Genomic DNA, 25,622 nt, shown 5'->3' with positions numbered 1-25,622 from the left:
GTTAAATAATCTTACGATAGTCGGTAACACTCAGGTAATCGGCTATTTCGTTATGTGGTTGTTGGCTATCAGGGTTAGCAACTGCAAGTAAGTGCTCGATGCCGTATTCTCGTGCGGCATTTAATACCGGCACACTGTCATCTACAAACAAAGTGCGCTGCTTATTAAACCCTAAGTCTTTTTGTACTTGGTGCCACAAACTTTGCTGCTCTTTACTTACTCCATATTCATGAGTAGACACTACACCATCTAGGTAGTTATCAATCGCTGTATGCTCAAATTTCAGCATGACACTCTCAGGGTGGGCGTTGGTAAGTAAAATTAACTCTTTGCCTGCTTTTTTAAGCTCGGTTAAAAAATGAGGTACGTCTTCGCGCATTTTAATTAAATGCTGAGACTCTCGTTTAAGCTCCATTATAGGCAAGTTTAATTGCTGCTCCCAATAATCTAAACAATACCACTGTATTTGACCGCTCACAGCTTGATAGCGTTTTAAAATATCTGCTTTAGCTGCATCTAGGCTAATGCCTCTAGCTAATGCGTGTTGCGCAGGGATAACGTTAAGCCAAAAATGACTGTCGTAATGTAAATCGAGTAATGTTCCATCCATGTCGAGCAAAACGGTATCGATTTTTGACCAATTTAACATAGGAATTTCAACTTATAAGGTTTATTATTGAACTAACTGCCATGATAGCAAATTAACGCCAATGACACAGAAAAAGCACCCAACACCACCACAAATCCTCAGTAACAATGTTGTTGCTAAAAGTCGCCTGTTTACTGTGGAGTCTTTAGAGTTAAGGTTTTCTAATAACGAAGAGCGCCAGTATGAGCGAATTCGCGGCGGTGGCCGGGGAGCAGTGATGATTGTTCCGTTAAGTGCAGATAATGAGTTACTACTTGTACGTGAATACTGTGCGGGCACAAACAATTACCAGTTAGGTTTTCCTAAAGGCTTAATTGATCCGGGCGAAACGCCAGAGCAAGCTGCTAACAGAGAACTTAAAGAAGAAATTGGCTTTGGTGCTGAGTATTTTAAACCATTAAGAACAGTAACAATGGCGCCGAGTTACTTTAATGCCACTATGCATATTTTATTTGCTAAGCAATTATACCCACAAACCCTTATTGGCGACGAACCAGAGCCGCTAGTTGTTGTTAAGTGGCCATTAACTCAGTGGCAGTCATTATTAGACCAAGAAGATTTTACCGAAGCACGCAGTGTTGCAGCTTTGCTATTATTAGATAAGTATTTAGCGTCTGGAGCTGCCGATGAATAAATTAATCGAACCGTGCATTGAATTAGCTGAGCGTGCTGGCGATGCAATTATGGCCATTTATAAAAAAGGCGATATTGGCCAACAAGAGAAATCAGATAATACGCCTGTTACCAAAGCTGATTTAGCAGCAAATGACGTACTGGTTGCTGGATTAAAAGTCTTAGCGCCCGATATCCCAATTATGTCGGAAGAAACACCTATACCTGCACTCGCCGACAGACAGGACTGGCAGCGTTATTGGTTGCTCGATCCGATGGATGGTACTGGCGAATTTATTTTAGAAAGTGGCGACTTTGCAGTAAACATTGCATTGATTGAAAATAATCATCCTGTACTTGGCGTTATTCATTGGCCTGCAAAAGGTGTGACTTATTTTGCTACAGCTAAAAATGGTGCCTTTAAACGTGAAAACTCAATTGATAAGCAAATATCTGTAGCGCCGCCAGAGAGCTTGACGCTTGCAGTGAGCCGCCGCCAAAAAATAGAAGCGGTGAGTCAGTATTTAAATAGTCAGTTTACAACGATTGCTATTGGTTCGTGTTCTTTAAAAGCCTGTACTGTTGCAGAGGGCAAAGCAGATTGTTTTTTAAGAATTGGTCCAACGGGAGAGTGGGATACAGGTGCTTCACAAGTTATTGTTGAAGAAGCCGGTGGTTGTATTACCGACGCAGAATTTAACCCGCTAACGTACAACCAACGCGAGAGTACTGAGAACCCTGACTTTATAGTAATGGGACATCCAGACTGGGAATGGCAAAAAATGATTAATCCACATCAAAGATTGAGCGCAGAGTAGTAATTTGGTTGCTTTTTGTTCGGTTGAACAACTTTAATTAGTTTAGGTCTTGCATTAAATGTTTATTCCTATATAGTAGCGCTCTCTTCAAGGCAGGCTCGTAAATATTACGAAAATGTTTTAAAGAAATTACAGGCGCGGGATGGAGCAGTCTGGTAGCTCGTCGGGCTCATAACCCGAAGGTCGTCGGTTCAAATCCGGCTCCCGCAACCAATTTCCTTAGGGATTGAGGTTACTGTAAACTCTAACTTAAGAGATAAAATAAAGTAGTCGATAGACTTAAAATATACAGGCGCGGGATGGAGCAGTCTGGTAGCTCGTCGGGCTCATAACCCGAAGGTCGTCGGTTCAAATCCGGCTCCCGCAACCAATTCTTTAATTGGAAGCCAAGTTGTAATGTAAGCAACTTTAAACAAGTCTACAAATTTCAGGCGCGGGATGGAGCAGTCTGGTAGCTCGTCGGGCTCATAACCCGAAGGTCGTCGGTTCAAATCCGGCTCCCGCAACCACTGAAATAAATAAGAATGAAACGGCACGCTTAAAGCGTGTTTTTTTATGTCTAAAATTTGGTGTGTATATTGTGGCTCATAACCCGAAGGTCGTCGGTTCACCTTTTATAAGTTCAGGCTCCCGCAACCACTGAAATAAATAAGAATGAAACGGCACGCATAAAGCGTGTTTTTTTATGTCTAAAATTTGATGAGTGTGGTGATTTAGCTTATAGGTTAAAGATCATCTTCACTGCATGAGGCATTCACTTCTCATAAGCGCAAGCTCCCGCCCCCCTGAGATACACTTTAAAAATGTTATAAACTTCTTAAAATAAATCGTTATTACTTAAAACCTTGTTTGGTTTGTGTTAAAACGGCACAAATATTTTTAGGTTGTTACAAATATGACTGAACTTTACCACTGGTTTGATTTAATAGGCATTGCGGTGTTTGCTGTATCGGGCACATTGCTAGCGTACGAGAAAAAAATGGATGGCTTTGGGGTCGTAGTTTTAGCGACAGTAACTGCTATTGGTGGTGGTACAGTGCGAGATCTAATTTTAGATGTTCCTGTATTTTGGTTACACGATCAAAGTTACTTTTTTGCCATACTCGCTTCAGTATTTGTTACAACACGCCTTATAAATAAACAAAAGCCGATACCTCATTATATTTTACAAACAGCGGATGCGTTCGGGTTAGCTTTTTTTGCAGTAATGGGGGCGCAAAAAGCACAGCTTGTTGGTATGCCCGATATGACTGCGGTAATTATGGCTGTAATTACAGGCTGCTTTGGTGGATTAATTCGAGATGTGCTTGCACGCGAGATCCCTATGCTATTAAAGGGTGAGCTTTACGCTATTACCTGTATAGCGGGTGGTACTGTTTATACGCTTGGCATTAGTTTTTCGTTAGCAACCGAAATGGCGATGGTATTAGGCATGTTAATGACCTTATTACTTCGTTTAGCCGCTATAAAATGGCAAATCACATTACACGTTTTTAAATATCCTGACTAAACTGGTGTAATCACACCATTTACTAGGATAAGGAATGTCGTTAGCTCGTATATTTTCTCGTGCTCAAGTGGGCATAAATGCCCCTGAAGTTATTGTAGAAGTTCACCTAGGAAATGGTTTACCCGCTTTTCATATTGTAGGTCTGCCCGAAGCGTCTGTTAAAGAGTCGAAAGACAGGGTGCGTAGCGCACTCGAAAACTCACAATTTGGTTTTCCCGATCAACGAATAACCGTAAATTTAGCCCCAGCCGACTTACCAAAAGATGGTGGGCGGTTTGATCTGGCTATTGCGGTGGGTATTTTAGTCGCCTCTGGGCAAATAGTGTGTCCTGATATTCACAAGTACGAGTTTTATGGTGAGCTTGCTCTTAATGGTGAGGTGCGTGGTGTAAACGCTATTTTACCTTCGGTACTTGCTGCTAAAGAAGAAGATCGCTGCTGCTTTTTACCTCTTGCAAACGACAGCCTAGCAAGCTTAGTTAATGGCGTTAAACGCAAAGCCGTAAGCTCTATTCAAGAAGTGTGGGGGGATTTACTTAATCAACAACCCTTGCCATTAAATATAGAGTATCCCGACTGCACACAAGCCCCTGACTTTTTGCTCGATTTAAGCGATGTGAAAGGTCAGCCTGGCGCCAAGCGAGTACTCGAAATTGCTGCAGCTGGCGGGCATAATTTACTATTTTTAGGCCCTTCTGGTACTGGTAAATCAATGCTGGCCCAGCGAATGGCTACTATAATGCCCACTATGTCGGACGATGAAGCTATTTCAACAGCTGCGCTTTACTCTATTATTGGACAATCCATAGATTTAACTAATTGGCGACAGCGACCATTTCGTAATCCGCATCATACGTGCTCAGCGGTTGCTTTGGTGGGGGGCTCTTCAAATCCCAAGCCTGGTGAAATTTCGCTGGCACATAACGGTGTGCTTTTCTTAGACGAATTACCAGAGTTTGAGCGTAAGGTACTTGATTCACTGCGTGAGCCGATGGAGACTGGTACGGTTACTATTTCACGTGCAGCTAGGCAAATGGAGTTCCCAGCGCAGTTTCAGCTTATAACCGCATTAAACCCAAGCCCAACGGGGAGCCATACTGATAAGCGAGCAACTCCCGATCAAGTTATGCGTTATTTATCGCGCGTATCGGGGCCTTTTATTGACCGTATTGATTTGCAAATAGAACTACCTCGTTTAACGAGTGTTGAGCTACAAAGTACCAAACCAGAGGAAACCAGTGCTGAGGTTAGAGCAAGAGTTGAGGCTGCTTATTATTTGCAGCTAAAACGCCAAGGTAAGGTTAATGCGAGACTTAATAATAAAGAAATGAGTGTGCACTGTGAACTTGCGCCTGCAGAGTTGCAATTTTTAGCCAGAGCAAGCGAGAAGTTGTCTTTATCGCCACGCTCTTACCATAGAGTAATTAAGGTGGCGCGTACAATTAGTGATTTAAAAGGCGCTGAAAACATTAGTTTAAATGAGCTTAAAGAAGCACTTAATTACCGCGCATTTGAGCGCCTTATTGCGCAATTAACTAAGTATTAAATAGAAAGCATATAGCCTTTACCGCGTACGGTAACGATGCGTTTTTGATCTTTTTCGTCATTTAATTTTTTACGTAAACGACCAATAAGCACATCAACAGTACGATCGTTTGGACTCCAATCGGGCTGGCCTATTTCTTCTGATATTTTTTCACGGGATGTGGCTTTACCTGCATTACTAATTAAGCAAATAAGCACTTTATGTTCGGCTTCAGTTAAGCGTGACTCAACGCCCGCAGCAGTAATTAATGTGCGGTTATCAGGATGAAGCTTAAAGTCAGCATATTCTATAAACTCTTCGCTTTCGTCGTCTTCTAGGTTAACGGCAACTCGCTTATAGAGCGCGCGCATGCGAAGCTCTAACTCAAGTAAATCGACGGGCTTACAAATATAGTCATCAGCACCTTGTGCAAGGCCAGCAATACGATCGGCTTGGGAGTCACGACTCGATAATACAATAACGCCAATATTGGTCAGTGTGTTTAATTCTTTTGCGAGCTGAAGCCCGTCGCGCTTTGGCAAAACAATGTCAATTATGGCTAATGATATAGCACCGCGCAAGTTTACCTGCTGCCTTACAATGTTAAGTGCATCAGCGCCAGTGGGGTCTACCTCTATTGTAAATTCGGTATCTGCAAAGTGATTTTGGATGCGTTTAACGAGTAGTTCATCGTCTTCAACCAATAAAACATTAATAGCCATAGTACTTTATTTTGAATGCTTATAGCTTTGTATGGTAGCACCATTAGGTAAATGCTGAGAAGGGGGTTTATTAGTTTTAAGTAACTTAATATTTCAAAGATGTATAATACGTTATTAGAGGATGAGGTTAGCACCTTTAGACTAATTAAAAGGTGCTAAATAATTAATTCTACTATTAATAAATCTATATTAAGTCGTTATTTTAAAGGTTCAGGCTCAGTCATTTTTATACATCGAGTCCCACCATTGAGGCTCGTTTTTTAGCTTTTTATCAAAGTATGCGAGCATGGTTTTCCACCAATCAAATCGTTTATCGCGTGCAAAGATTTGATGGTCGGCGCCTTTGTATTCGATTAACTCTACGTCCTTATTAAGCAGTTTAAGCGCAGTGTACATTGTTAAGCTTTCGCCAACAGGTACATTGGTATCGCTATCACCATGAAGAAGTAGCATAGGTGTTGTTACTTTGTCGGCATGAAATACAGGGCTATGTTGGCTGTAAAGCTCAGGGTTATTCCACGGGAAGCTATTTTTTGATGCTTCGCCAGAATATAAGTAGCCCCACCAACCTTCACCCCAATACGAGGTAATATTAGAAATACCCGCATGAGCAATTGAAGCACTAAATATATCGGTTTTAGTTGCTAATAACATGGTCATGAAGCCACCGTACGATGCCCCTAAGTTACCTACTTTTTTACTATCAACATAGTTGTATTTATTTAAAAAGGCTTGCGTGCCTTTGATAATATCGTCTGCGGTGTAGTCGCCCCAGGCATTAACATGCTGCGCTGAAAACTTTTGTCCAAACCCTGTTGCGCCAGTAGGTTGCACTACATAAACAACATAGCCATTTTCTGCCCATAAGTTAAACGGGTAACGACCTGTAAAACCACGCGTAACTGGTGAAGTACCGCCGTAGTAATACACGAGCGCTGGGTGCTTTTTAGTTTTATCTAAATTGCTTGGAATGTAAACACGGCCCGTTATTTCAACCCCATGTTTATTTTTAAAATTAAACTCTTCTAATGTAGGGAGTCGTGTATTTGCATAGCTACTTGGTTTTGAATCCCATATTAAATCTGTTTTATTTTTACTTACGTTCAGGTGCTTTAGTTGTTGTGGTGCTAAAGCGTTAGTGCCACTTAATAAAATATCGGTATTACGGTCGTGTGAGTAACTAAATTGTTCAACAATATCCAATCCCGTATTTAACTTTTTAAAGCGCTGTTTACTTAAATCAAATAGGTAAAGTGGTTGAGTGTCTTGCTCTGTTACTTTAATGAGCGCATCGCCGTTTTCTAAAACGTGCAGTTGGCCAATAGCGGGGTCGAATTGTTTACTGAGTGCTTTTACGTTTTTACCGCTTTCAGTAAGTAGGTAAAGTTGCCCGTCGTAGTTATTAGCAAGCATTGCTTTTGGTAGTGCTCTGCCTGCGCCATTTTTAAAGTCCGGGCCTGCAACTACATAAATATCTTTATTTGCGTATTTGGCTAAATTAAACGTTTTGAATTTACCAAGCGATGAAAGCTTGTTTGATTTTAAATCGAGTTCAACAAGCTCTGTTTCAGGGTGGGTTGATGCCTGCATTGCCATTACTGGGCGGCTCATTAATACTTTGCCACGGTTACTATTTGAATCTTCAAGGCTGTAAGAAAGAGGACCTTGGCTAAGTGCTTTTGTTAAACCACTTTTAGTATCAAGCATATAAATTTGGCTGATGGAACGTGCATACGACCAGCGATCTTGCAGACCTTTATAGTGCTTGGTTAAGCTGTTAGTGCTCTCAGGTGATTTAGACCAGCTAAACAAAAGACTGGTGTCGTTATAAAAGGTAAAGCCATTAGCTCCTTCTAAATCGTTTGCTAATGTTTTTATTGAGAAGTTTTTACGGTTAAGTTGTTTAAGCTCACCATTTAACAAATACACTAAATATTGGTTATCTGGACTCCAAATAATGTTACTTGGTTGGCCTGCTTCAAAGCGATAAAGCGTTTGATTGTCTGAATCTTTAAGTACAGTAACTGTATTTGCTTGATTTTGTGTTTTATCGCTATAAGTGCGAGTGGTAGTAACGTACTGCTTGGCATTAGGTGCGAGTGATAATTGGCTAATTGTAGGAGCATCAAACAGTTGTTTTGCAGATAAACGTTTTATGTGTGAAGTGCTAAGCGTAATTTTATCAACCTCGCTTTTAGGTGCAAAATCAAGCGTTACATCGTGCCAATTAGCTACTTGCTGGGCTACTATTAAAACAGTGTGAGTACTATTATTTAAAGCTAACTTATAGCTATTTTTATCGCCTGTTTGTAGTTCGCCATTAATAAATAACTGGCCTTGCTCAATCCCTTTTAAGGTAAGCGTACCTTGCGTAAAGCGGGTTGTTTCAATATTAAATTTTAGTGCCTGTAACCCACCTAAAGTGAGCGCATTGATTTTATTAAACGGCTGCCAGTTTTGTTTTTTCCCAAATACAAAAAAACTATCTGTGTCTACTTGTAGTTGCGGCAATAGGTTGTTAATAATCGCACTGCCATGAGGTGTCTGAAAAGGCTTTAACTGCATGTCTTCGGCAAGTGGGCCGATAAACTGAATTTTTGATTTATCCAATGGTGCAGCTATTGCAGCAAAGCTTAAGCTGCTAAGCGTTAAAAGAGCTGCTGCGTACTTAAATAGCTTATTTTGATGACACCATGGTGCGCTAAATTTCATTATTATGCCTATTATTATTGGAAGTTTGGCCAAATATAGCATGTATTGTTACCATGCTCACATATCCAATATAGAGGAGAGAAAGTGACTTTACTGATAGTTTATATGGTAGTGGCGATTGTTATTTCGTTTTTATGTTCTGTGATGGAGGCTGTGTTATTAAGTATTTCGCCCAGCTATGTTGCATCACTTAGAAAAAAACACCCTGAGCTTGCTAAACAGCTCGAAAAGCTTAAAAACAATATAGATCAGCCTTTAGCTGCTATTTTAACTTTAAATACAGTTGCCCATACTGCAGGTGCAGCGGGAGTTGGCGCACAAGCGGCTGTCGTTTTTTCCGATGCGGCTGTAGGTATTGCATCAGCCATTATGACATTTCTCGTATTAATTCTTTCTGAAATTATACCTAAAACCTTGGGGGCTAATTACTGGCGAGCTTTAACCCCAAGTGTTACCTACGCTTTGCGGTTTTTAGTTATATCGCTAAAGCCTTTTGTATGGTTTGCTCAAAAGCTAACAAATTTAATGGGTCCAAAGCACGATGAGGCTTACTATATTCGTCAAGAGATAGAGGCAATGGCAGATATAGGCACGGAGTCGGGAGCATTACATCAAGATGAATCTGATATTATCCGTAATTTGTTGCATTTTAAGCATGCAAAATTATGTGATTTAATGACGCCGCGAACTGTTATTTTCAAAATCCATAAAGATTTAACAGTTAATCAGTATTTAAATGAACATGGATCGTCATCGTTTTCTAGAGTGTTGGTATTTGATAAAGATGCCGATGATATCGTTGGGTTTGTGCATAAAAACGATATTATGCTGGCATTTCACCGCTTAGGCACCGATTACAAAATTAGCAAATTGATTAAGCCTATTTATACCGTACCAACTTCTCAGAACGTATCGTCGTTACTGCAAACACTTTTAACAAAGCGCACTCATATATGCTTAGTTGTTGATGAGTATGGTGACGTGCAGGGTATTGTAACGTTAGAGGATATGATTGAAGCTTTAATGGGACTAGAGATAGTAGATGAGCGTGACCAATCTACTAATATGCGCGCAGTAGCAAGGCAGCGTTGGCACAAACGCTTAGCAAGTAGTGCACATATAGTTAGTGAAGAAGATAAACACACTCGGGGTGATAATTAGCTAACAGGCCCCGAGTAAATATTAGTACCGCTTTAAGCGGGGCTGCCATCAGTTTTTAGCCAATCTTTAGCCCAAGATATAAATTCGTCTTGTGGTTTAGGGTGACTAAATAAAAAACCTTGTATGGCTAGGTTTCTTCTATAGTGCCTTAAATAATCGAGCTCTTCTGGGCGTTCAACACCCTCTGCGACTAAATCTAAATTATCTTTACTCGTAATATTAAATAACGAACTTACAACCACTTGAGAAAATAAATCTGTTTCTATATGGCTAATGAGTGAACGGTCTATTTTTATTTCAGTAAAAGGAAGGTTTCGAAGCTGGTTCATATTAGTAAAGCCAACGCCAAAGTCGTCTAGCGATATACCAAAACCGTGCATTCTTAATCTATTTAGTGTTTCTAATTGCATGAGGCTTGAGAGTGCATGTTGTTCCGTTATTTCTATAATTATATTACTAGGCGTGAGTTGGTTTAATTCTAAAATAAGTAGTAATTTATTAGGGCAGTTTAGGTCATCGAGCTGGGTTGGCGATAAGTTAAAGGCCATTTTAAAATCATGACCTAGTTGCGCTGTCATATTTTTGAATTCGCTGGTGGCCTTTTCAAAAAGAGAAAATGTAATTTGATTAATTAAGTTGTGTTGTTCGGCAGTATTTATAAAACGGCAAGGTAAAATAATATTGTCGTCTTTACTTGATAAAATACGCGCTAACACTTCAACGCTTTCAATTTTATTGTTATCAGCGTTTATTTTTGGTTGATAAAAAGGCGTTATTTCATCGTTTTTTAATGCATCAATAAGCTCATCTTTTGAAATGGCTGGCTCTTTTAATAAAGTGTGGCTGTTTAATTGCGCCACTTTAGTAAGTAACCTACTAACCTGAGACAGTTGCACTGGCTTTGAAATATTACCAATGAGGTGAGCGTTATGTTGTTTCGCGAGATTGGCAGCTAAGCTAATAACTTTATGGTCCATTTCAGAAACAATTATTATACCGCCTTGATAATGTAGCTCTCCTAAGTGGCGGATTAATTCCATGCCGTCCATTTCGGGCATATTGAGATCAGTAAAAATAGCATCAAAGTAGTTGATATCCTCTTTAACTTTTTCAAGCGCTTCTTTTGCATTCAGGTACGTAGTTATAGTGTTAGACATACCCAATTCGTTAAGTATAGCTTCCATAACGATCAAAATTGCTTTTGAATCGTCAACAACTAAAATATTAGGCACTATCTTCTTCACTGTTATCCCTTTCAATGTATCGCTTGGAGTTACTATAAAAGTAGTAGTGTTTTTTTATTTTGTCAGTATCAAATGCTTTTATTTTGAAAATAGTTACCTAGCACCTTCCCTCGTGTTTTTGAGCTGATTAGGTATACTAGCGCCATTATTTTAAACGGTCTTAATTATGATAAGAATAGATCTTACTTTAGCCGAGCAACCATTTTCGCTTATGGTGTCTGGACAAAAAGTTGTGCAGGTATTTCATGCGCAACAAGCCATTACCTTTGATAACCCTCGTGAAAACTACTATCAGTTTACTTACGACAACAAAAAAATAGGTATCGATACAGGGGCAATCGAAGAGCAAAGCATTTCGCTTTTTGTAGATGATCAATTTGCAACACAACTTGCGCTACCAGCACCTACAAATGGCTCACCTAAAAAAGGCTTTTTAGGGCTAGCTGCATTAGGTTTTAAGCTTTTTAAAAGCGCTAAGGTAATTAAAGTAGTGCTTGCAGGGGCTTCTGTTGCAGGCTATACGTGGTTATTTAGTATTGAATTTGCACTAATGCTAATTGGTTGCTTAGTCGTACACGAGTACGGCCATGTGCGAGCAATGAAATACTTTGGCATAAAAACCAAAGGTATTTACTTAATCCCGTTTGTTGGAGGGCTTGCTGTAAGTGACGATAAAATAACAACCCGTTGGCAAGATGTCGTTATATCACTGATGGGGCCTGCGTTTGGTTTAATTACCTCGGTGTTGGGTGTCGTTTTATATTACGCCACCGAGATGGAGATATTTGCAGGTGTGGCGGTTCTTAGTGCGTTATTAAATTTATTTAACTTGTTACCTATTTTACCGCTTGATGGCGGGCATGTATTAAAAAGTATTAGTTTTTCAATGCGTTCATGGATTGGCCTAAGTGTATGTTTACTCGGTGTACTGTTTGGTTTATGGCTGAGCTACACATTTGGCTTAATGTTACTGGTATTCTTTTTGTTTGTAGGTGCGCTGGAAATTGTATTTGAATGGCGAGGCCGACATTACTCCCATTTGATGCCACTAGATAAATATGGCCAAGGCTTTTCAGCGGTTATGTATGCAATTGTAGTAGCTGGGCATGTAGCTGTAATGATGCACTTTGCCGATTCAGAAAATCCAATATTGAGCCTGCCGATGACTATTTTATCGAGCTAGTATTTATCGTTCTAGGTAAAAGTGGGCTGTAATATTTGTTACAGCCCGTTAAAAATTAATAAAAGCTCAATACCAGCGATATAAAAACCCCAGTTACAAATAGCTGCACAACACAAAACCCCATAATATCTTTTGCTTTTAAGCCTGCGATAGCAAGGACGGGTAATGCCCAAAAAGGTTGAATTAGGTTAGTCCACGCATCACCCCATGCAACAGCCATTGCAACGCGAGATATATCGGCACTTAGCTCTTGTGCTGCGGGTATAACAATAGGCGCTTGTACTGCCCATTGGCCGCCGCCAGAGGGTACAAACATATTAACGAGTCCTGCACTTATAAAACTAAAAAATGGCAAGCTATCAGCATCTGCAACGGCAATAAAGCCACGTGATATCTGTTGTGCTAATCCGCTATCAACCATTACCGCCATAATGCCAGCATAAAAAGGAAATTGAATAACGATGCCAGCCCCGCTTGGAATTGCTTGTTGCAGACTGTTAAGTAAATTATGGGGTGTTTGATGCAGCGTAATAGCTAAAAACAAAAATACGGCAATAACGCTATTAAGGTTTAAGTTTCCGCCAGCAATAAAAAAGTAATAACCTAAATATGCCAAACCTAATAAGCCAATTGTCATGCCGAGTAGTTTACTTTGTTCCAAATGTTGGGCGGGTCTGGTTATTGTTGTGGGCTTAGGTGTTGTCTCTTGTAAAAGAGCTGGGTCGATATATACGCTTTCTTGCTCGCTTGGTAGCATATAGCGATTAACGAGCGGCATAATAATGAATAAACCAACTAATATGGCTATATTAAAGCCCGCAAATAAAGTGTGCTCTGTACTAATAATACCAATGCTGGCCTCTGAAAAGTGACCATCGGTTGCGATAGTTAAAGGAATCGAGCCAGCTAATCCGCCATGCCATACAACAAAACCTGAGTAAGCGCTGGCTACTAATAATCGATAATCAACACGAGTATGTTTAGCAATTGCCTTGGCAAAAAGGGCACCAATAACTAAGCCAAATCCCCAATTTATCCAGCTCGCTAAAAGCGAAATAAGCGTGACTAATATAATTGCTTTAGGTGCGGTGCTTGCAAATGTTGCTAGCTTTTCTAATAACTTACTTATAGGTGGCGTACTTGCCAACATATAGCCTGTAATTAACACTAGTAGCATTTGCATAGCAAAACTTAATAAGTTCCAAAACCCACCTCCCCACGCTTGTAATACTTCAATATTAGTTGCGGTTGTAAATAAGCTCGCACTGACAAGGGTAATTATTGTAAGTAAAATTACAAATATAAAAGGGTCGGGAAGATAACGCTCTACAATTTTAGTAAAAGGGCGGGCTATTTTATTAAGCATAAGCACAACTGTTTTGGTTATTATTTTAACGCTAATTAATCATGAAAAATCACCATTGGCAAACAGCATTTAGTCTAATATTTGCGGTTAAAAGCTTAAACATTGCTTAAAAGCATCGCTTACAGTAACGTACTGTTTATAGATAATTTACTAACGAAGACTTTGTATTATGCCGGTGATATTTAAAAGGCTAGCGTTACTTGTTCGCGCTCATATAGATCAGTTGAGTTGGCAAGCAGTGGCATTAGCTATTTTGACTCATATGCTATTAACATGGAGCTTACTATTTATAGCGAATGAGAAAGCGTTAACCTCGCTTACTACCTTTTTTTACTATTACACAGTAACAACATCAACAGTGGGATATGGTGACTTTAGTCCAACTACTGATCTTGGTCGTTGGGTGGTTGCATTAATACAAATTCCATTTGGTTTAGCTTTATTTGGTGTTTTGCTAGGAAAAGCAGGACAAACTGTTACTTACTTAATTAGGCGCGCTATGACTGGTGATAAAAACTTTGCCCACAGTAACCACCATATTATTATTTTTGGTTGGCACGACACTCGTACAAAAAAGATGATTGATTACATTTTGGCAGATACGAAACGTACTGACCGTCGTATTTTACTCGCGGTAACAGAGCAAATGGATCATCCTTTTTTAGCTAACGAAAGCGTTGATTTTGCACGTTTAACGAGTTTTACTAATTTAGCTGAACTAGAGCGGGTAGCTATTCGTAGTGCTGATAAAGTGATTATTGATGGTCAAGATGACGATCAGACATTTACAACAGCCCTGCGCATTAGTCGCTTAGTAAAAGATGATTGCCATATAAGCGCTCACTTTTTAGATGAAACCAAAGTTGAGATGATGTTAGAGCATTGCCAAAATGTAGAGTGTAGTAGTGCAAAATCAGCTGAGATATTAGTACGCTCAATGCAAGATCCAGGTTCGAGCCGTGTGCAAGAGGAGCTGCTATCTACTTTGCACGGCGATACACAATTTAGTTTGAAAATACCAAGCGGCTGCAAAGATATGGAGTTTGGTACTTTGTTTCATCATTTTAAGCTTGAGCATGATGCAATACTGTTAGGTGTTGCCCATAATTTAAGTGCGCAAAATATGGATTTAAATCCACCATTAGATTACAAAGTAAGTGAAGGCGATATTTTGCACTATATATCGGTAGATCGAGTATTAAGTAGTGAAGTAGACTGGCCGAGCCTAGAAAAGTAATGAATGAAGTTGTATTTTTAATTGTTGTTTTAAGTGCTTATATATTACCTGTCGTTATTGTACTCAACAGTAAGCGTACACAGGGTCATGAAAAGAATGGCTGGCTAATGGGAATTATTGTATTTTCTTGGTTAGGTTTAATGATGTACTTTACCATTGTGCCCAAGCATAGGCACAAAAAGAAAAAGGCTAAATAGATTAGTTAGCCTTTATAGCTGCTTTTACTGGCGTAACTACTCTTCTAGTTGCTTAATTTTATGCTCAATTAAAGGATCGTCAGGTACAAGTTGTTGAGCAACTTCTAATAACTGAATGGCATCATTAGGATGCTCATCTTGATGCTTAAGGGCAACATCTATTAATGGCTGAATATCAATTTTTGCCTGATGTTCCTGTACGTGAACTTCTTTTTCATCAATCAAAATATTATGAGCTTTGCTTAATAGTGCTTGACGGTGAGCTGAGTTTACATTCGCTTTATTAAGGCTTTTGTAATAATCCTCTTTAAAGCGTAAGGTTTTAGTTTGCAGACGAAATTGCGCAATATCAATTTGCTGATGCTGGATAAAATCGACGGCTACTTGCTTATAAAATCCAAACTTATTCAAATATGTGGCATGCGTGCCATGTCCCATACCAAATACTCGTAAGTGAGTTAACTGCTTATAGCGCTTAGCGTGCATTCGGTCTATACGATTAGTAGGATCGTAAATAATATAGCCTTGGGCATCTCCTAAATCTAGATCGTGATAATCTTGCTGCCAGTCAAACTGCTGAGCTATATCGGTACTAGGGCGGTCATCCCACGGTACTAATTCTTTATTTTTAGTACTTACCGGATGGAAGAACAACACCTGATTTAGCTTTAATAGTTTAGCAAAAGCGCCAACAGCAAATCCGCCACGACTTAAACCATAGCCAAGTCGACAATTAAACGGCGTAAGTAATGTTGATAATTGCTCGAGAAAAAAGATTAAATTACGATTACGAAACCAATTACTTTTACCTAAATGCTGAAAAGCGATTACGTTTACGTTTTGTTTTTGAGCTAAGTGATAACCCCATGGTGCAAAATCAGGGTGAAGATCTTGCTCTTGCACGTTAGTGCCAGCAGGGGAAAAGGTAAAAAGCAGGGGTTTATTAACGTCAACAAAATCATACTTAACAAATACATCGCCGAGTAAATCACTACCCGTCATGGGTAATCGAGTTTGTTGCTCATTGCGCGGGAGAGTTAACCATTCATCTAACCAATACAGTAATTTCATTAATCCTCCAGCTATAAGTCAATATAGATCATATCAAACTCAATGAAATTAGGTCAAACCGATAGGGTATTACTGCGTCATTTTGATTATTTCATCCCAGTCATTTTTAGTAACAGGCATTATTGATAGTCGTCCGCCCTTTTTAAGTGCGATTTCAGTAATATTGTCATTGGCTTTAATATCTTTAAGGCTAATTAATTTTTTTAAATGGCTTTGATAAGTAACCTCAACAACAACCCAACGTGGTTTGTCGCTGGTGGCTTTTGCATCGTAATAGTCGCTGCTTAAATCAAATTGAGTGGGGTCTGGGTAGGCTTCTTTGGTAACCTCGGCAATGCCGGCTACGCCCACGTGTTTGCAGCTTGAATGATAAATCATGACTGAATCACCGACTTTGACGCCGTCACGCATAAAATTTCGTGCTTGGTAATTACGCACGCCTTCCCAAAGAGTCGTTTGTTTTGGTGCGTTTTTTAAGTCATCTAATGAAAACGCATCGGGTTCAGTTTTAAATAGCCAGTAAGCCATAACAGTATTCCTAACAAATATTTACTTCCCACTATTGTATAGTATCATTTGGACACTAGGGTAATGAGGAAGAAATAATGAGCCAAGTATTAGATGATTTATTGTCGTTGTTAACACTTGAAGAAATTGAGCAAGGTTTATATCGAGGACAAAGCCAAGATTTAGGCTTTGGTGCTGTATTTGGTGGTCAAGTAATGGGGCAGGCGCTTTCTGCTGCCAAAGAAACTCTGCCTGAAGGGCGAATAGTTCATTCATTACATTCTTACTTTTTACGCCCAGGCGATCCGGCTAAACCCATTGTTTATGACGTTGAAACTATTCGTGATGGTAAGAGCTTTAGTACGCGCCGAGTCAAAGCAATTCAGTACGGTAAACCTATTTTTTATATGACCGCGTCATTTCAGGGGGAAGAAAATGGGTTATCGCATCAAGCGACAATGCCTGATGTTCCCGCACCTGAAGAATTACGTTCATCGCTTGAGTTTTACCAAGATAACGCTTCGCATATCCCAGAGGTTATCCGTAATAAGTTTACCCGTGAAATGCCAATTGAAATGCGACCGGTTACTTTTCATAACCCGTTTAAACCAGAGGTTATGGAGCCGGTAAAGCATATTTGGTTTAAAGCTAATGGTGAAATGCCGGACGATCAGCGTATCCATAATTACTTATTAGCGTATGCGTCTGATTTTGAGTTTTTACCAACTGCATTACAACCTCATGGTGTATCGTTTATGCAGCCAAATATGCAAGTAGCTACGATTGATCATGCAATGTGGTTTCATCGTCCATTTAGAATGGATGATTGGATTTTGTATTCAATTGATAGTCCAAGTGCGAGTAATGGGTGTGGTTTGGTACGGGGGCAGTTTTTTGACCGCCAAGGCAACTTGGTTGCCTCAACAATGCAAGAAGGGGTTATGCGTCAACGCTAACCCCTTCTGTAAATGCATTGCTAGTTACACTGATCTTGAACTATATCGCTGATTGACTGCCAGACGCGTGCTGGCAGTAATGTTTTAAGGTGTGCGTAGGTTTCACATAGTTGTGTGCTACCTACTAAGCCCTTATCACCCTCTGTTATTAACGACTCGCCACGTAAGTTTTCGATAAAACTAACAAGTACTTTTTTGTCAAAAAACTCAGGTGTTTTTATGCCGTGCAGTGTACCTAAACGTTGTGCGAGTACTTGGCTTTCTCTTTCAAGCTCGGCTTTTTCAATGCCATCACTTGTTTGAATAAAACCAATCACAATAGCGTAACGTTGTAGGGTAAAGCTAAGTGCTCGTCCAAGCATTTCAAGCTTAGCTAGGCAGTCATTACTGTTCGTTATATGAATGTTATCGCCATCAAACTCAATTAAATTTTGATCAGCAAAGTTAGCTAAAATACGCGTTATATAGTTTTCATCAAGAGGCTGTAAATACCACTCTTTAGCAAATAGCGGATAAAATGTTTTTACAAGTTGCTGGCATTGAGCAATCGTAGTGCTGTGTTGTTTAAATAGATGTAGTGCAATTAAGCTTGGTACTGCAAACAAGTGCAAAATATTGTTTCGGTAGTAATTAAACAGTACTTTTTCTTTATCGCTTATCGTAATGATTTCGCCAAACTCATCACAGATAACTTCAAACTTATTAAGCTTTAATGCATGCGTTAGTAATTGCTCTGGTGTTTCGTCTGGTGTAGTTACTTTATTACTGTAGCTTGCATCACGCTGTAAGCGCAGATAAAAATCAAGCTGAGCTAATAGCTTTGGTTTACTCAATGCTTGCTTATCATTAACCAGCAATATCATCGCTAGTAAGTTAACCGCATTAAGCGCCGCTGCATTATTAATTTTAACCATTACTTGGTCGGCAAGTTTAGTTACTTGTGGTGCTAACCATTGTGGCTTTTGCACGTCAGTTGGGTGTATTGAATCACGCCAATCAGGTTGGTTATCGTTTAAGTATTGGTTAATAGAGATTGGATCGCCAAAGTTTAAATTACCACGACCGTAGTTTTTAAGGTTTTTGATTGCCTTAAAAATACCAAATATAGATTCGCCTTTTTTATCTTTACCATCCAGCTCTTTAAGGTAGGTGTTAATTTCCATGACGTGCTCGTAGCCAATGTACACAGGTACAATAGATATTGGTCTGTCTATTCCGCGTAGCATTGCTTGTAATGTCATAGATAGCATGCCCGTTTTAGGCGGCAGTAAGCGTCCAGTTCGGCTTCGACCGCCCTCCGTGTAAAACTTAACAGAGTAACCTTTAATAAACAGTTGGCTTAAATACTCTTTGAATATGGCAGAATAAAGTTTATTACCTGCAAACGAGCGACGAATAAAAAACGCACCAGAGCGTCTAAATATGCCTCCGGCAGGGAAAAAGTTAAGATTTATACCTGCAGCTATATGCGGAGGTACTAAACCTAAATGATAAATAGAGTAAGTAAGCAGTAAGTAATCCATATGGCTGCGATGACAAGGCATATAAATTATTTCATGGCCTTTATCTGTTAGTTCATGAATTTGTTCGGCGTGTTTAATATCAATACCATTATAAAGCTTATTCCATAACCAAGTTAAAAACCTTTCGGCCACACGTATCATTGCTTCAGAGTAATTAGCGGCTATTTCATCAAGTAGCTTAAGTGCATTTTGACGAGCTTCTGTTTGGCTAATGTTTTTAGCGTTAGCTTCATCTTGAATTGCTTTTTTTATAGTAGGTGACGCTAATAATGAATTAAACAATTGCTCACGAGATGGCATTTTAGGGCCTGTAGCAGCTAGCTTTTGGCGCTTAAAGTGAACACGCGCTACGCGTAATAATTTATGAGGTAACTCACTTACGTCGGCTTTTTCATTGACTAAAAGTGATAAGTCGAGTGGTTGGCTAAAGCGAATAAAGTTATCGCGCCCTGAAAATAACACCACAAAAAACTTTCTAAACCAGCTTGGAGTAAGAGAGTGTGTAATTAAAGTACGTAGTCCTGGCTTTTCTTTACCTGGATCGCGCCCCCATAAAATAGTAACAGGCACCACTTGTACGTTTTGCTGACCGCTTTTTATTAAGTACTCAATAATTTGCTTGCCTTGGGCTAAAGCATTGGTTGGTTTTGCTTCATCACCAAATAACGGTGGAGGATTTTTAATACCAATAAAACGGTCTAAATTTTGAGTCCCTAGCACTTGCTCTTCTGTTGGGCTAGGTAGGCCATTCTTTTTACAAACATGTGCCAGCGCGGCTAAATCAAAACGTGAATTTAAACGCACTATGTAAAATGTAGGGTACTCAGGGTTTAGATCATACTGTTTAATAGGATTTTCTGGCAGCACTTTGCTTTTCACAAATAAGCGACTAAATCCAGCAGACATAACATTTAAACAATAATTAAAAATACGCATCGACTCACCATATTGAGAGTATTAAGGGCAAAATTAGCGCAACAGGATACCATAATATCTAAAAATCCCTTAGTTTGCGCAATTAAGATGTTTAGTTGTTTGTTGACTAGCATCAAAAGCATTAGTTCAAGTATAGCTATTGAACATGTATGGACGCATATTTAATCAAATTAGTATTCATTACATTGTTTCTAAATAGTTGTTGCATTTATCACCAATACCTCTATAATACGCAGGCTTTCAAAATTCCTCTGGGAATTAGAAAGGATAAATTAAGCTTGGATTTCAAGCTAATAAACAGGAGTTCCGATTTGGAACTCAACGTAGATATAATCAAACAGCCGACATCTTAAGTTTTAAGATTGTTTCGGTCGTTTTTTTATGCTCTTTTATATGCTCTTTATATTGAGGTTAAGAATGTCAAATCAACGCATTCGTATTCGCCTAAAAGCTTTTGACCACCGTTTGATTGACCAATCAACGGCAGAAATCGTGGAAACTGCGAAACGCACTGGCGCACAAGTACGTGGTCCAATCCCACTACCTACACGCTTTGAACGTTTTACTGTACTAACTTCACCGCACGTTAATAAAGATGCGCGTGATCAGTACGAGATCCGCACCCATAAACGTCTGATAGACATCGTAGAACCAACTGACAAGACTGTAGACGCGCTTATGCGTTTAGATCTTGCTGCTGGTGTTGATGTTCAAATCAGCCTGGGTTAATCGAAAGATTAGAGAGGTTTTAGGAAAATGGCATTAGGTCTAGTCGGTCGTAAAGTGGGTATGACACGAATCTTCACTGAAGATGGTGTATCTATCCCTGTGACAGTTATTGAAGCGACACCTAACCGCATTGCTCAGATCAAATCTGACGCAACAGACGGTTATAACGCGCTTCAAGTAACCGCAGGCACTAAAAAAGCAAGTCGTGTAAACAAAGCTAAAGCGGGTCATTTCGCTAAAGCTGGTGTTGAAGCGGGTCGCGGTCTGTGGGAATTCCGCCTTAACGGTGGTGAAGGCGATTTTGAAGTAGGCGCTGAGCTTACTGTTGAATTATTCAACGAAATCAACAAGGTTGACGTAACCGGTACTTCTAAAGGTAAAGGTTTCCAAGGTGGTGTTAAGCGCTGGAATTTCAGCATGCAAGACGCGACACATGGTAACTCTCTATCTCACCGTGCTCCTGGTTCAATCGGTCAAAACCAATCACCTGGTAAGGTGTTTAAAGGTAAGAAAATGGCCGGTCATATGGGTGCTGAGCGTGTAACGACTCAAAACTTAGAACTAGTTCGCGTTGACGCTGAGCGTAATTTGCTTTTAGTTAAGGGTGCAGTACCTGGAGCTATTGGCGGTGACGTTATCGTTAAACCAGCTGTTAAAGCATAAGTCCTGGAGATTTAGTGATGGAATTAGCAATTAAAGACGCTTCTGGCGGTCTTGAAGTTTCTGAAGCTACTTTTGGACGTGAGTTTAACGAAGCATTAGTACACCAAGTAGTTGTTGCATACGCAGCAGGTGCTCGTCAAGGTACTCGTGCTCAGAAGACACGTTCTGAAGTAAGCGGTGGTGGTAAAAAACCATGGGCTCAAAAAGGTACTGGCCGTGCACGTGCCGGTACAATCCGTAGCCCAATTTGGCGTTCAGGTGGCGTTAGCTTTGCAGCTAAACCACAAGACCACAGCCAAAAAGTAAACCGTAAAATGTACCGTGGTGCGATTAAAAGCATCTTATCTGAATTAGTTCGTCAAGAGCGTTTAATCGTTGTTGAAAGTTTTGCTCTAGCAGCACCAAAAACTAAAGAACTAGTTGCTAAGCTTAAAGAACTTGAGCTTAAAGATGTTCTTATCGTGACTGAAGAAGTAGATGAAAATCTTTTCTTATCGGCACGTAACCTTTATAAGGTTGACACACGTGATGTAGCTGGTATCGATCCTGTAAGCTTAATTGCTTTCGATAAGGTACTTATTACAGCCGCTGCTGTTAAGCAACTTGAGGAGGCGCTAGCATGATTCGCGAAGAACGTCTTTTAAAAGTGATCCTTGCTCCACATATCTCTGAAAAAAGCACAATTGCTGCTGAAGAAAACAATACTATTGTTTTTAAAGTAGTAAATGACGCAACTAAAGCTGAAATTAAAGTAGCAGTTGAGAAGCTTTTTGAAGTAGAAGTAACGGGTGTTCGCACACTTAACGTTAAGGGTAAAACAAAACGTACTGGCGCACGTTTCGGTCGTCGTAGCGACTGGAAAAAAGCTTACGTTACTCTTAAAGAAGGCAGCGAGCTAGACTTTGTCGGCGGCGCCGAGTAATAAGGGGATAGAATTATGGCACTTCAAAAGTGTAAGCCTACTTCTGCGGGCCGTCGTCACCTAGTTAAAGTGGTTAACTCTGATCTACATAAGGGTAAGCCATACGCACCACTTTTAGAGAAAAACTCTAAATCAGGTGGTCGTAATAACAATGGTCGTATTACGGTTCGTCATATCGGTGGTGGTCATAAACAACATTACCGTTTAATCGATTTTAAACGTACTAAAGATGGCATTCCAGCCACTGTTGAACGTTTAGAATACGATCCAAATCGTAGCGCAAACATCGCTCTTGTATTATATGCAGACGGTGAGCGTCGTTACATTATCGCACCAAAAGGCTTAAAAGCTGGCGATGCAATCCAGTCTGGTGTTGATGCACCAATCAAACCTGGTAATGCATTACCAATGCGTAATATGCCTGTAGGTTCGACTGTTCACAACGTAGAATTAAAACCAGGTAAAGGTGCTCAAATCGCACGTTCTGCTGGTGCATACGTTCAAATCCTTGCTCGTGATGGTCAGTATGTAACATTACGTCTTCGTTCAGGCGAAGTTCGTAAAGTTGAATCTGATTGTCGTGCGACTCTAGGTGAAGTAGGCAATGCTGAGCATATGCTTCGTTCACTTGGTAAAGCAGGTGCAAATCGCTGGCGTGGTATTCGTCCGACAGTTCGTGGTGTTGCCATGAACCCGGTAGATCACCCACACGGTGGTGGTGAAGGTCGTACATCTGGTGGTCGTCATCCTGTGTCTCCATGGGGTAAACCGACTAAAGGTGCGAAGACGCGTAAGAACAAGCGTACGGATAAATTTATAGTACGTCGTCGTACTAAGTAATATTGAGGAATAGCCATGCCACGCTCTCTCAAGAAGGGTCCTTTTATAGACCTACACTTGCTGAAGAAGGTAGAGAAAGCTTTGGAAAGCGGTGAGAAAAAGCCAATTAAAACTTGGAGCCGTCGTTCAATGATCATACCTAACATGATCGGATTGACCATTGCTGTCCATAATGGTCGCCAGCACGTACCAGTTTTCGTTTCTGACGAAATGATCGGTCACAAACTAGGTGAATTTGCACCAACTCGCACTTACCGTGGCCATGCTGCGGATAAGAAAGCGAAGAAACGATAAGAGGGGAAGATAAATGCAAGCATTAGCTAAACATAAATTCGCCTCTGGTTCGGCGCAAAAAGCACGTCTAGTTGCAGATCAGATCCGCGGGTTACCTGTAGATCGCGCACTAGAAATCCTGGCGTACAGCCCTAAGAAAGCGGCTGTATTAGTTAAGAAAGTACTTGAGTCTGCTATTGCTAACGCAGAGCATAACGAAGGTGCTGACATTGATGAGCTTCGTATAACAACGATCTTTGTGGACGATGGTCCTACAATGAAACGTATTATGCCTCGTGCTAAAGGACGCGCAGATCGCATCCTTAAGCGTACAAGCCATATCACTGTTATGGTTTCAGATAGCTAGGAGTATAAGTAATGGGACAAAAAGTTCATCCTACTGGTATTCGCCTAGGTATATCTAAACCTTGGGTTTCTACCTGGTACGCGAGTTCAAAAGATTTCTCTGCACAGCTTTTTGGCGATCACAAAGTTCGTACATTCCTTACTAAGGAATTAAAAACGGCTTCTGTGTCTAAAATCGTTATTGAGCGTCCAGCAAAATCAATCCGAGTAACAATTCACACGGCTCGTCCGGGTGTTGTTATCGGTAAAAAAGGCGAAGACGTAGAAAAATTACGTCAAGCGGTAACTAAAATCGCTGGTGTACCTGCTCAGATTAATATCTCTGAAGTACGTAAACCAGAACTAGATGCACAACTAGTAGCAGACGGCATTGCCTCTCAACTAGAACGTCGTGTTATGTTCCGTCGCGCTATGAAGCGTTCGGTACAAAATGCAATGCGCATCGGTTCTAAAGGGATTAAAGTTGAAGTTAGCGGTCGTCTTGGCGGCGCTGAAATCGCACGTTCAGAATGGTATCGTGAAGGTCGTGTACCTCTACATACTCTTCGTGCTGATATCGATTACGCAACTTCTGAAGCCTTAACCACTTATGGTATCATTGGTGTTAAAGTTTGGATCTTCAAAGGCGAAGTTATTGGTGGTTTACCACTAGTACAAGAGCAAGAGAAGCCAGCTAAACGCGCACCAAAGAAAGCCAAGAAAAGTGCTAAGTAGAGGTAGCGAGTAATGTTACAGCCAAAACGTACAAAATTCCGTAAAATGCACAAAGGCCGCAACCGCGGTTTAGCGCAAAACGGTAACAAAGTAAGCTTCGGTACTTTCGGATTGAAAGCAACTGGCCGTGGCCGTATGACTGCTCGTCAAATCGAAGCAGCTCGTCGTGCTATGACGCGTCACGTGAAACGTCAAGGTAAAATCTGGATTCGTGTCTTCCCTGACAAACCGATTACAGAAAAACCTCTTGAAGTTCGTATGGGTAAAGGTAAAGGTTCTGTTGAATATTGGGTTGCTGAAATTCAGCCTGGTAAAGTACTTTACGAAATGGAAGGTGTTTCAGAAGAGCTTGCTCGTGAAGCGTTTGACCTTGCTGCTCGTAAACTGCCATTCAAAACAACTTTCGTAACTCGGACGGTAATGTGATGAAAGCTAGCGAACTAAAAGATAAAAGCGTAGAAGAGCTTAATGCTGAACTTCTAGGACTACTTCGTGAGCAATTTAATATGCGCATGCAAGCTAGCACTGGTCAGTTAGCTCAGACACACACGCTAAGAACAGTACGCCGCGATATCGCGCGTGTAAAAACAGTTATTAACCAGAAGGCAGGTCAATAATGAGCGATAAAATTCGTACTCTTCAAGGCCGTGTAATCAGCGACAAGATGGAAAAATCTTTCACTATCGCTATCGCACGTTATGTGAAGCACCCAATCTATGGGAAATTCATTAAACGTACGACTAAGTTACACGTACATGACGAAAATAACACAGCAAAAGCGGGTGACGTAGTTACTATCCGTGAATGCGCACCAATTTCTAAGAATAAATCTTGGACTTTAGTAGACGTTATTTCTAGTCCAAAACAAGCTTAATTTTTAATTAAGTTAGTTTTGTAAAAAAGCCCTGGCATTAGCCGGGGCTTTTTGTTTTCTGGAACTGCCTTATCCTGAAACGTGTTTACACATTTAGGACTTATACCAATCCGCAATAATACTTAATCATTTTGCGGGGCTAAACGTGTAGCTACCTGCGTTAAAAAATGCTCATTTAGAACAACTAAATAGCGAATTTTTTTGCCTACCTATCAACACGTTTTTCCAGCCTCAAAATAGATAACTTAATTAAGCGAATTGGTATTATTTTATGAAAACTATGAAAACTATGAAAACTATGAAAACTATGAA

Annotated in this window: 28 protein-coding genes and 3 tRNA genes; 23 read left to right on the top strand and 8 right to left on the bottom strand. The window is 40.2% G+C overall.

The window, feature by feature from the left end:
- Nucleotide 1 precedes the first annotated feature (1 nt).
- The gene (yrfG, locus tag H5122_RS19200) at nucleotides 2–649 is read right to left on the bottom strand and encodes a GMP/IMP nucleotidase (RefSeq protein ID WP_165724387.1); all 648 of its coding nucleotides are present in this window, start codon (nucleotides 647–649) and stop codon (nucleotides 2–4) included.
- Between the two features lie 61 nt (nucleotides 650–710).
- Here yrfG and nudE point away from each other — a divergent pair, with 61 nt between their 5' ends.
- The 7 genes from nudE to H5122_RS19165 all read left to right on the top strand — a co-directional run bounded on the left by nudE (nucleotide 711) and on the right by H5122_RS19165 (nucleotide 5,135).
- Nucleotides 711–1,283 (top strand): ADP compounds hydrolase NudE, encoded by a 573-nt coding sequence (gene nudE, locus H5122_RS19195; protein WP_182682974.1) that lies wholly within the window; start codon nucleotides 711–713, stop codon nucleotides 1,281–1,283.
- On the top strand, nucleotides 1,276–2,079 hold the full coding sequence (gene cysQ, locus H5122_RS19190) for a 3'(2'),5'-bisphosphate nucleotidase CysQ (protein ID WP_166376355.1): 804 nt from the start codon (nucleotides 1,276–1,278) through the stop codon (nucleotides 2,077–2,079). The genes nudE and cysQ overlap by 8 nt, the downstream gene beginning before the upstream one ends.
- A 136-nt stretch (nucleotides 2,080–2,215) precedes the next feature.
- Nucleotides 2,216–2,292, top strand: a tRNA-Met gene (locus H5122_RS19185).
- A gap of 80 nt (nucleotides 2,293–2,372) precedes the next feature.
- Nucleotides 2,373–2,449, top strand: a tRNA-Met gene (locus H5122_RS19180).
- Nucleotides 2,450–2,511: 62 nt separating this feature from the next.
- Nucleotides 2,512–2,588: transfer RNA gene (locus H5122_RS19175), tRNA-Met, on the top strand.
- A 386-nt stretch (nucleotides 2,589–2,974) separates the two neighbouring features.
- Nucleotides 2,975–3,589, top strand: coding sequence for a trimeric intracellular cation channel family protein (locus H5122_RS19170; RefSeq protein ID WP_002957915.1), 615 nt, complete (start codon nucleotides 2,975–2,977; stop codon nucleotides 3,587–3,589).
- Between the two features lie 34 nt (nucleotides 3,590–3,623).
- Nucleotides 3,624–5,135, top strand: a complete 1,512-nt coding sequence (locus H5122_RS19165; RefSeq protein WP_182682975.1) for a YifB family Mg chelatase-like AAA ATPase — start codon at nucleotides 3,624–3,626, stop codon at nucleotides 5,133–5,135.
- Here H5122_RS19165 and H5122_RS19160 read toward each other — a convergent pair.
- Nucleotides 5,132–5,836 carry a response regulator transcription factor gene (locus H5122_RS19160; protein WP_182682976.1) on the bottom strand — a complete coding sequence of 235 codons (705 nt, stop codon included), beginning with the start codon at nucleotides 5,834–5,836 and terminating at the stop codon, nucleotides 5,132–5,134. The two genes, H5122_RS19165 and H5122_RS19160, sit on opposite strands and share 4 nt — an antisense overlap.
- A 216-nt stretch (nucleotides 5,837–6,052) precedes the next feature.
- Nucleotides 6,053–8,548 (bottom strand): S9 family peptidase, encoded by a 2,496-nt coding sequence (locus H5122_RS19155; protein ID WP_182682977.1) that lies wholly within the window; start codon nucleotides 8,546–8,548, stop codon nucleotides 6,053–6,055.
- Nucleotides 8,549–8,632: 84 nt separating this feature from the next.
- Here H5122_RS19155 and H5122_RS19150 point away from each other — a divergent pair, with 84 nt between their 5' ends.
- Entirely contained in the window at nucleotides 8,633–9,709 is a 1,077-nt protein-coding gene (locus H5122_RS19150; protein ID WP_002957910.1) for a hemolysin family protein, read from the top strand.
- Nucleotides 9,710–9,741: 32 nt separating this feature from the next.
- Here the strand turns inward: H5122_RS19150 and H5122_RS19145 are convergent, their stop codons facing one another.
- Nucleotides 9,742–10,953 (bottom strand): EAL domain-containing protein, encoded by a 1,212-nt coding sequence (locus H5122_RS19145; RefSeq protein WP_182682978.1) that lies wholly within the window; start codon nucleotides 10,951–10,953, stop codon nucleotides 9,742–9,744.
- 166 nt (nucleotides 10,954–11,119) lie between these two features.
- On the opposite strand from H5122_RS19145, the gene H5122_RS19140 reads away from it, so the two are divergent.
- Nucleotides 11,120–12,136: a metalloprotease gene (locus H5122_RS19140; RefSeq protein ID WP_182682979.1), complete on the top strand. Its 1,017-nt coding sequence runs from the start codon at nucleotides 11,120–11,122 to the stop codon at nucleotides 12,134–12,136.
- A 55-nt stretch (nucleotides 12,137–12,191) separates the two neighbouring features.
- On the opposite strand, the gene H5122_RS19135 is transcribed toward H5122_RS19140, so the two are convergent.
- Entirely contained in the window at nucleotides 12,192–13,502 is a 1,311-nt protein-coding gene (locus tag H5122_RS19135; protein ID WP_182682980.1) for a short-chain fatty acid transporter, read from the bottom strand.
- Between the two features lie 169 nt (nucleotides 13,503–13,671).
- On the opposite strand from H5122_RS19135, the gene H5122_RS19130 reads away from it, so the two are divergent.
- Both H5122_RS19130 and H5122_RS19125 read left to right on the top strand, forming a co-directional pair.
- Nucleotides 13,672–14,739 (top strand): potassium channel family protein, encoded by a 1,068-nt coding sequence (locus H5122_RS19130; RefSeq protein WP_182682981.1) that lies wholly within the window; start codon nucleotides 13,672–13,674, stop codon nucleotides 14,737–14,739.
- Entirely contained in the window at nucleotides 14,739–14,936 is a 198-nt protein-coding gene (locus tag H5122_RS19125; protein WP_101164342.1) for a PLDc N-terminal domain-containing protein, read from the top strand. Before H5122_RS19130 ends, H5122_RS19125 begins: the two co-directional genes overlap by 1 nt.
- A gap of 36 nt (nucleotides 14,937–14,972) precedes the next feature.
- On the opposite strand, the gene H5122_RS19120 is transcribed toward H5122_RS19125, so the two are convergent.
- Nucleotides 14,973–16,007, bottom strand: a complete 1,035-nt coding sequence (locus H5122_RS19120; RefSeq protein WP_182682982.1) for a cytosolic protein — start codon at nucleotides 16,005–16,007, stop codon at nucleotides 14,973–14,975.
- Between the two features lie 69 nt (nucleotides 16,008–16,076).
- Nucleotides 16,077–16,535, bottom strand: a complete 459-nt coding sequence (locus H5122_RS19115) for an EVE domain-containing protein (protein WP_138489746.1) — start codon at nucleotides 16,533–16,535, stop codon at nucleotides 16,077–16,079.
- Nucleotides 16,536–16,612: 77 nt separating this feature from the next.
- On the opposite strand from H5122_RS19115, the gene tesB reads away from it, so the two are divergent.
- Complete coding sequence (gene tesB, locus H5122_RS19110) at nucleotides 16,613–17,470, top strand: acyl-CoA thioesterase II (protein WP_002957902.1); 858 nt, start codon at nucleotides 16,613–16,615, stop codon at nucleotides 17,468–17,470.
- Between the two features lie 20 nt (nucleotides 17,471–17,490).
- Here the strand turns inward: tesB and plsB are convergent, their stop codons facing one another.
- Nucleotides 17,491–19,929 carry a glycerol-3-phosphate 1-O-acyltransferase PlsB gene (gene plsB / locus H5122_RS19105; RefSeq protein WP_182682983.1) on the bottom strand — a complete coding sequence of 813 codons (2,439 nt, stop codon included), beginning with the start codon at nucleotides 19,927–19,929 and terminating at the stop codon, nucleotides 17,491–17,493.
- A 417-nt stretch (nucleotides 19,930–20,346) separates the two neighbouring features.
- On the opposite strand from plsB, the gene rpsJ reads away from it, so the two are divergent.
- The 11 genes from rpsJ to rpsQ are packed head-to-tail and all read left to right on the top strand — an operon-like array spanning nucleotide 20,347 to nucleotide 25,310.
- The gene (rpsJ, locus tag H5122_RS19100) at nucleotides 20,347–20,658 is read left to right on the top strand and encodes a 30S ribosomal protein S10 (protein WP_002957900.1); all 312 of its coding nucleotides are present in this window, start codon (nucleotides 20,347–20,349) and stop codon (nucleotides 20,656–20,658) included.
- Between the two features lie 27 nt (nucleotides 20,659–20,685).
- Entirely contained in the window at nucleotides 20,686–21,321 is a 636-nt protein-coding gene (gene rplC, locus H5122_RS19095; protein ID WP_002957898.1) for a 50S ribosomal protein L3, read from the top strand.
- A 17-nt stretch (nucleotides 21,322–21,338) separates the two neighbouring features.
- The gene (gene rplD, locus H5122_RS19090) at nucleotides 21,339–21,944 is read left to right on the top strand and encodes a 50S ribosomal protein L4 (RefSeq protein ID WP_002957897.1); all 606 of its coding nucleotides are present in this window, start codon (nucleotides 21,339–21,341) and stop codon (nucleotides 21,942–21,944) included.
- Nucleotides 21,941–22,243 (top strand): 50S ribosomal protein L23, encoded by a 303-nt coding sequence (rplW, locus tag H5122_RS19085; RefSeq protein WP_002957896.1) that lies wholly within the window; start codon nucleotides 21,941–21,943, stop codon nucleotides 22,241–22,243. Before rplD ends, rplW begins: the two co-directional genes overlap by 4 nt.
- A gap of 15 nt (nucleotides 22,244–22,258) precedes the next feature.
- Nucleotides 22,259–23,083 (top strand): 50S ribosomal protein L2, encoded by an 825-nt coding sequence (gene rplB / locus H5122_RS19080; protein WP_002957895.1) that lies wholly within the window; start codon nucleotides 22,259–22,261, stop codon nucleotides 23,081–23,083.
- A 15-nt stretch (nucleotides 23,084–23,098) separates the two neighbouring features.
- Nucleotides 23,099–23,377 (top strand): 30S ribosomal protein S19, encoded by a 279-nt coding sequence (gene rpsS / locus H5122_RS19075; RefSeq protein ID WP_004588689.1) that lies wholly within the window; start codon nucleotides 23,099–23,101, stop codon nucleotides 23,375–23,377.
- A 13-nt stretch (nucleotides 23,378–23,390) separates the two neighbouring features.
- The gene (gene rplV / locus H5122_RS19070) at nucleotides 23,391–23,723 is read left to right on the top strand and encodes a 50S ribosomal protein L22 (RefSeq protein WP_002957892.1); all 333 of its coding nucleotides are present in this window, start codon (nucleotides 23,391–23,393) and stop codon (nucleotides 23,721–23,723) included.
- An 11-nt stretch (nucleotides 23,724–23,734) separates the two neighbouring features.
- Nucleotides 23,735–24,436 (top strand): 30S ribosomal protein S3, encoded by a 702-nt coding sequence (rpsC, locus tag H5122_RS19065; RefSeq protein WP_002957891.1) that lies wholly within the window; start codon nucleotides 23,735–23,737, stop codon nucleotides 24,434–24,436.
- 12 nt (nucleotides 24,437–24,448) lie between these two features.
- A complete protein-coding gene (rplP, locus tag H5122_RS19060; protein ID WP_002957890.1) occupies nucleotides 24,449–24,862 on the top strand; it encodes a 50S ribosomal protein L16 in 414 nt (137 codons plus the stop codon).
- Nucleotides 24,862–25,053, top strand: a complete 192-nt coding sequence (rpmC, locus tag H5122_RS19055; protein ID WP_002957889.1) for a 50S ribosomal protein L29 — start codon at nucleotides 24,862–24,864, stop codon at nucleotides 25,051–25,053. Before rplP ends, rpmC begins: the two co-directional genes overlap by 1 nt.
- Nucleotides 25,053–25,310 carry a 30S ribosomal protein S17 gene (gene rpsQ, locus H5122_RS19050; RefSeq protein WP_002957888.1) on the top strand — a complete coding sequence of 86 codons (258 nt, stop codon included), beginning with the start codon at nucleotides 25,053–25,055 and terminating at the stop codon, nucleotides 25,308–25,310. The genes rpmC and rpsQ overlap by 1 nt, the downstream gene beginning before the upstream one ends.
- Nucleotides 25,311–25,622 lie beyond the last annotated feature (312 nt).

The organism is Pseudoalteromonas sp. SG43-8 (assembly GCF_014164245.1).
GTDB lineage: Bacteria > Pseudomonadota > Gammaproteobacteria > Enterobacterales > Alteromonadaceae > Pseudoalteromonas > Pseudoalteromonas distincta.
This window is presented reverse-complemented; position numbering and strand designations above follow the sequence as displayed.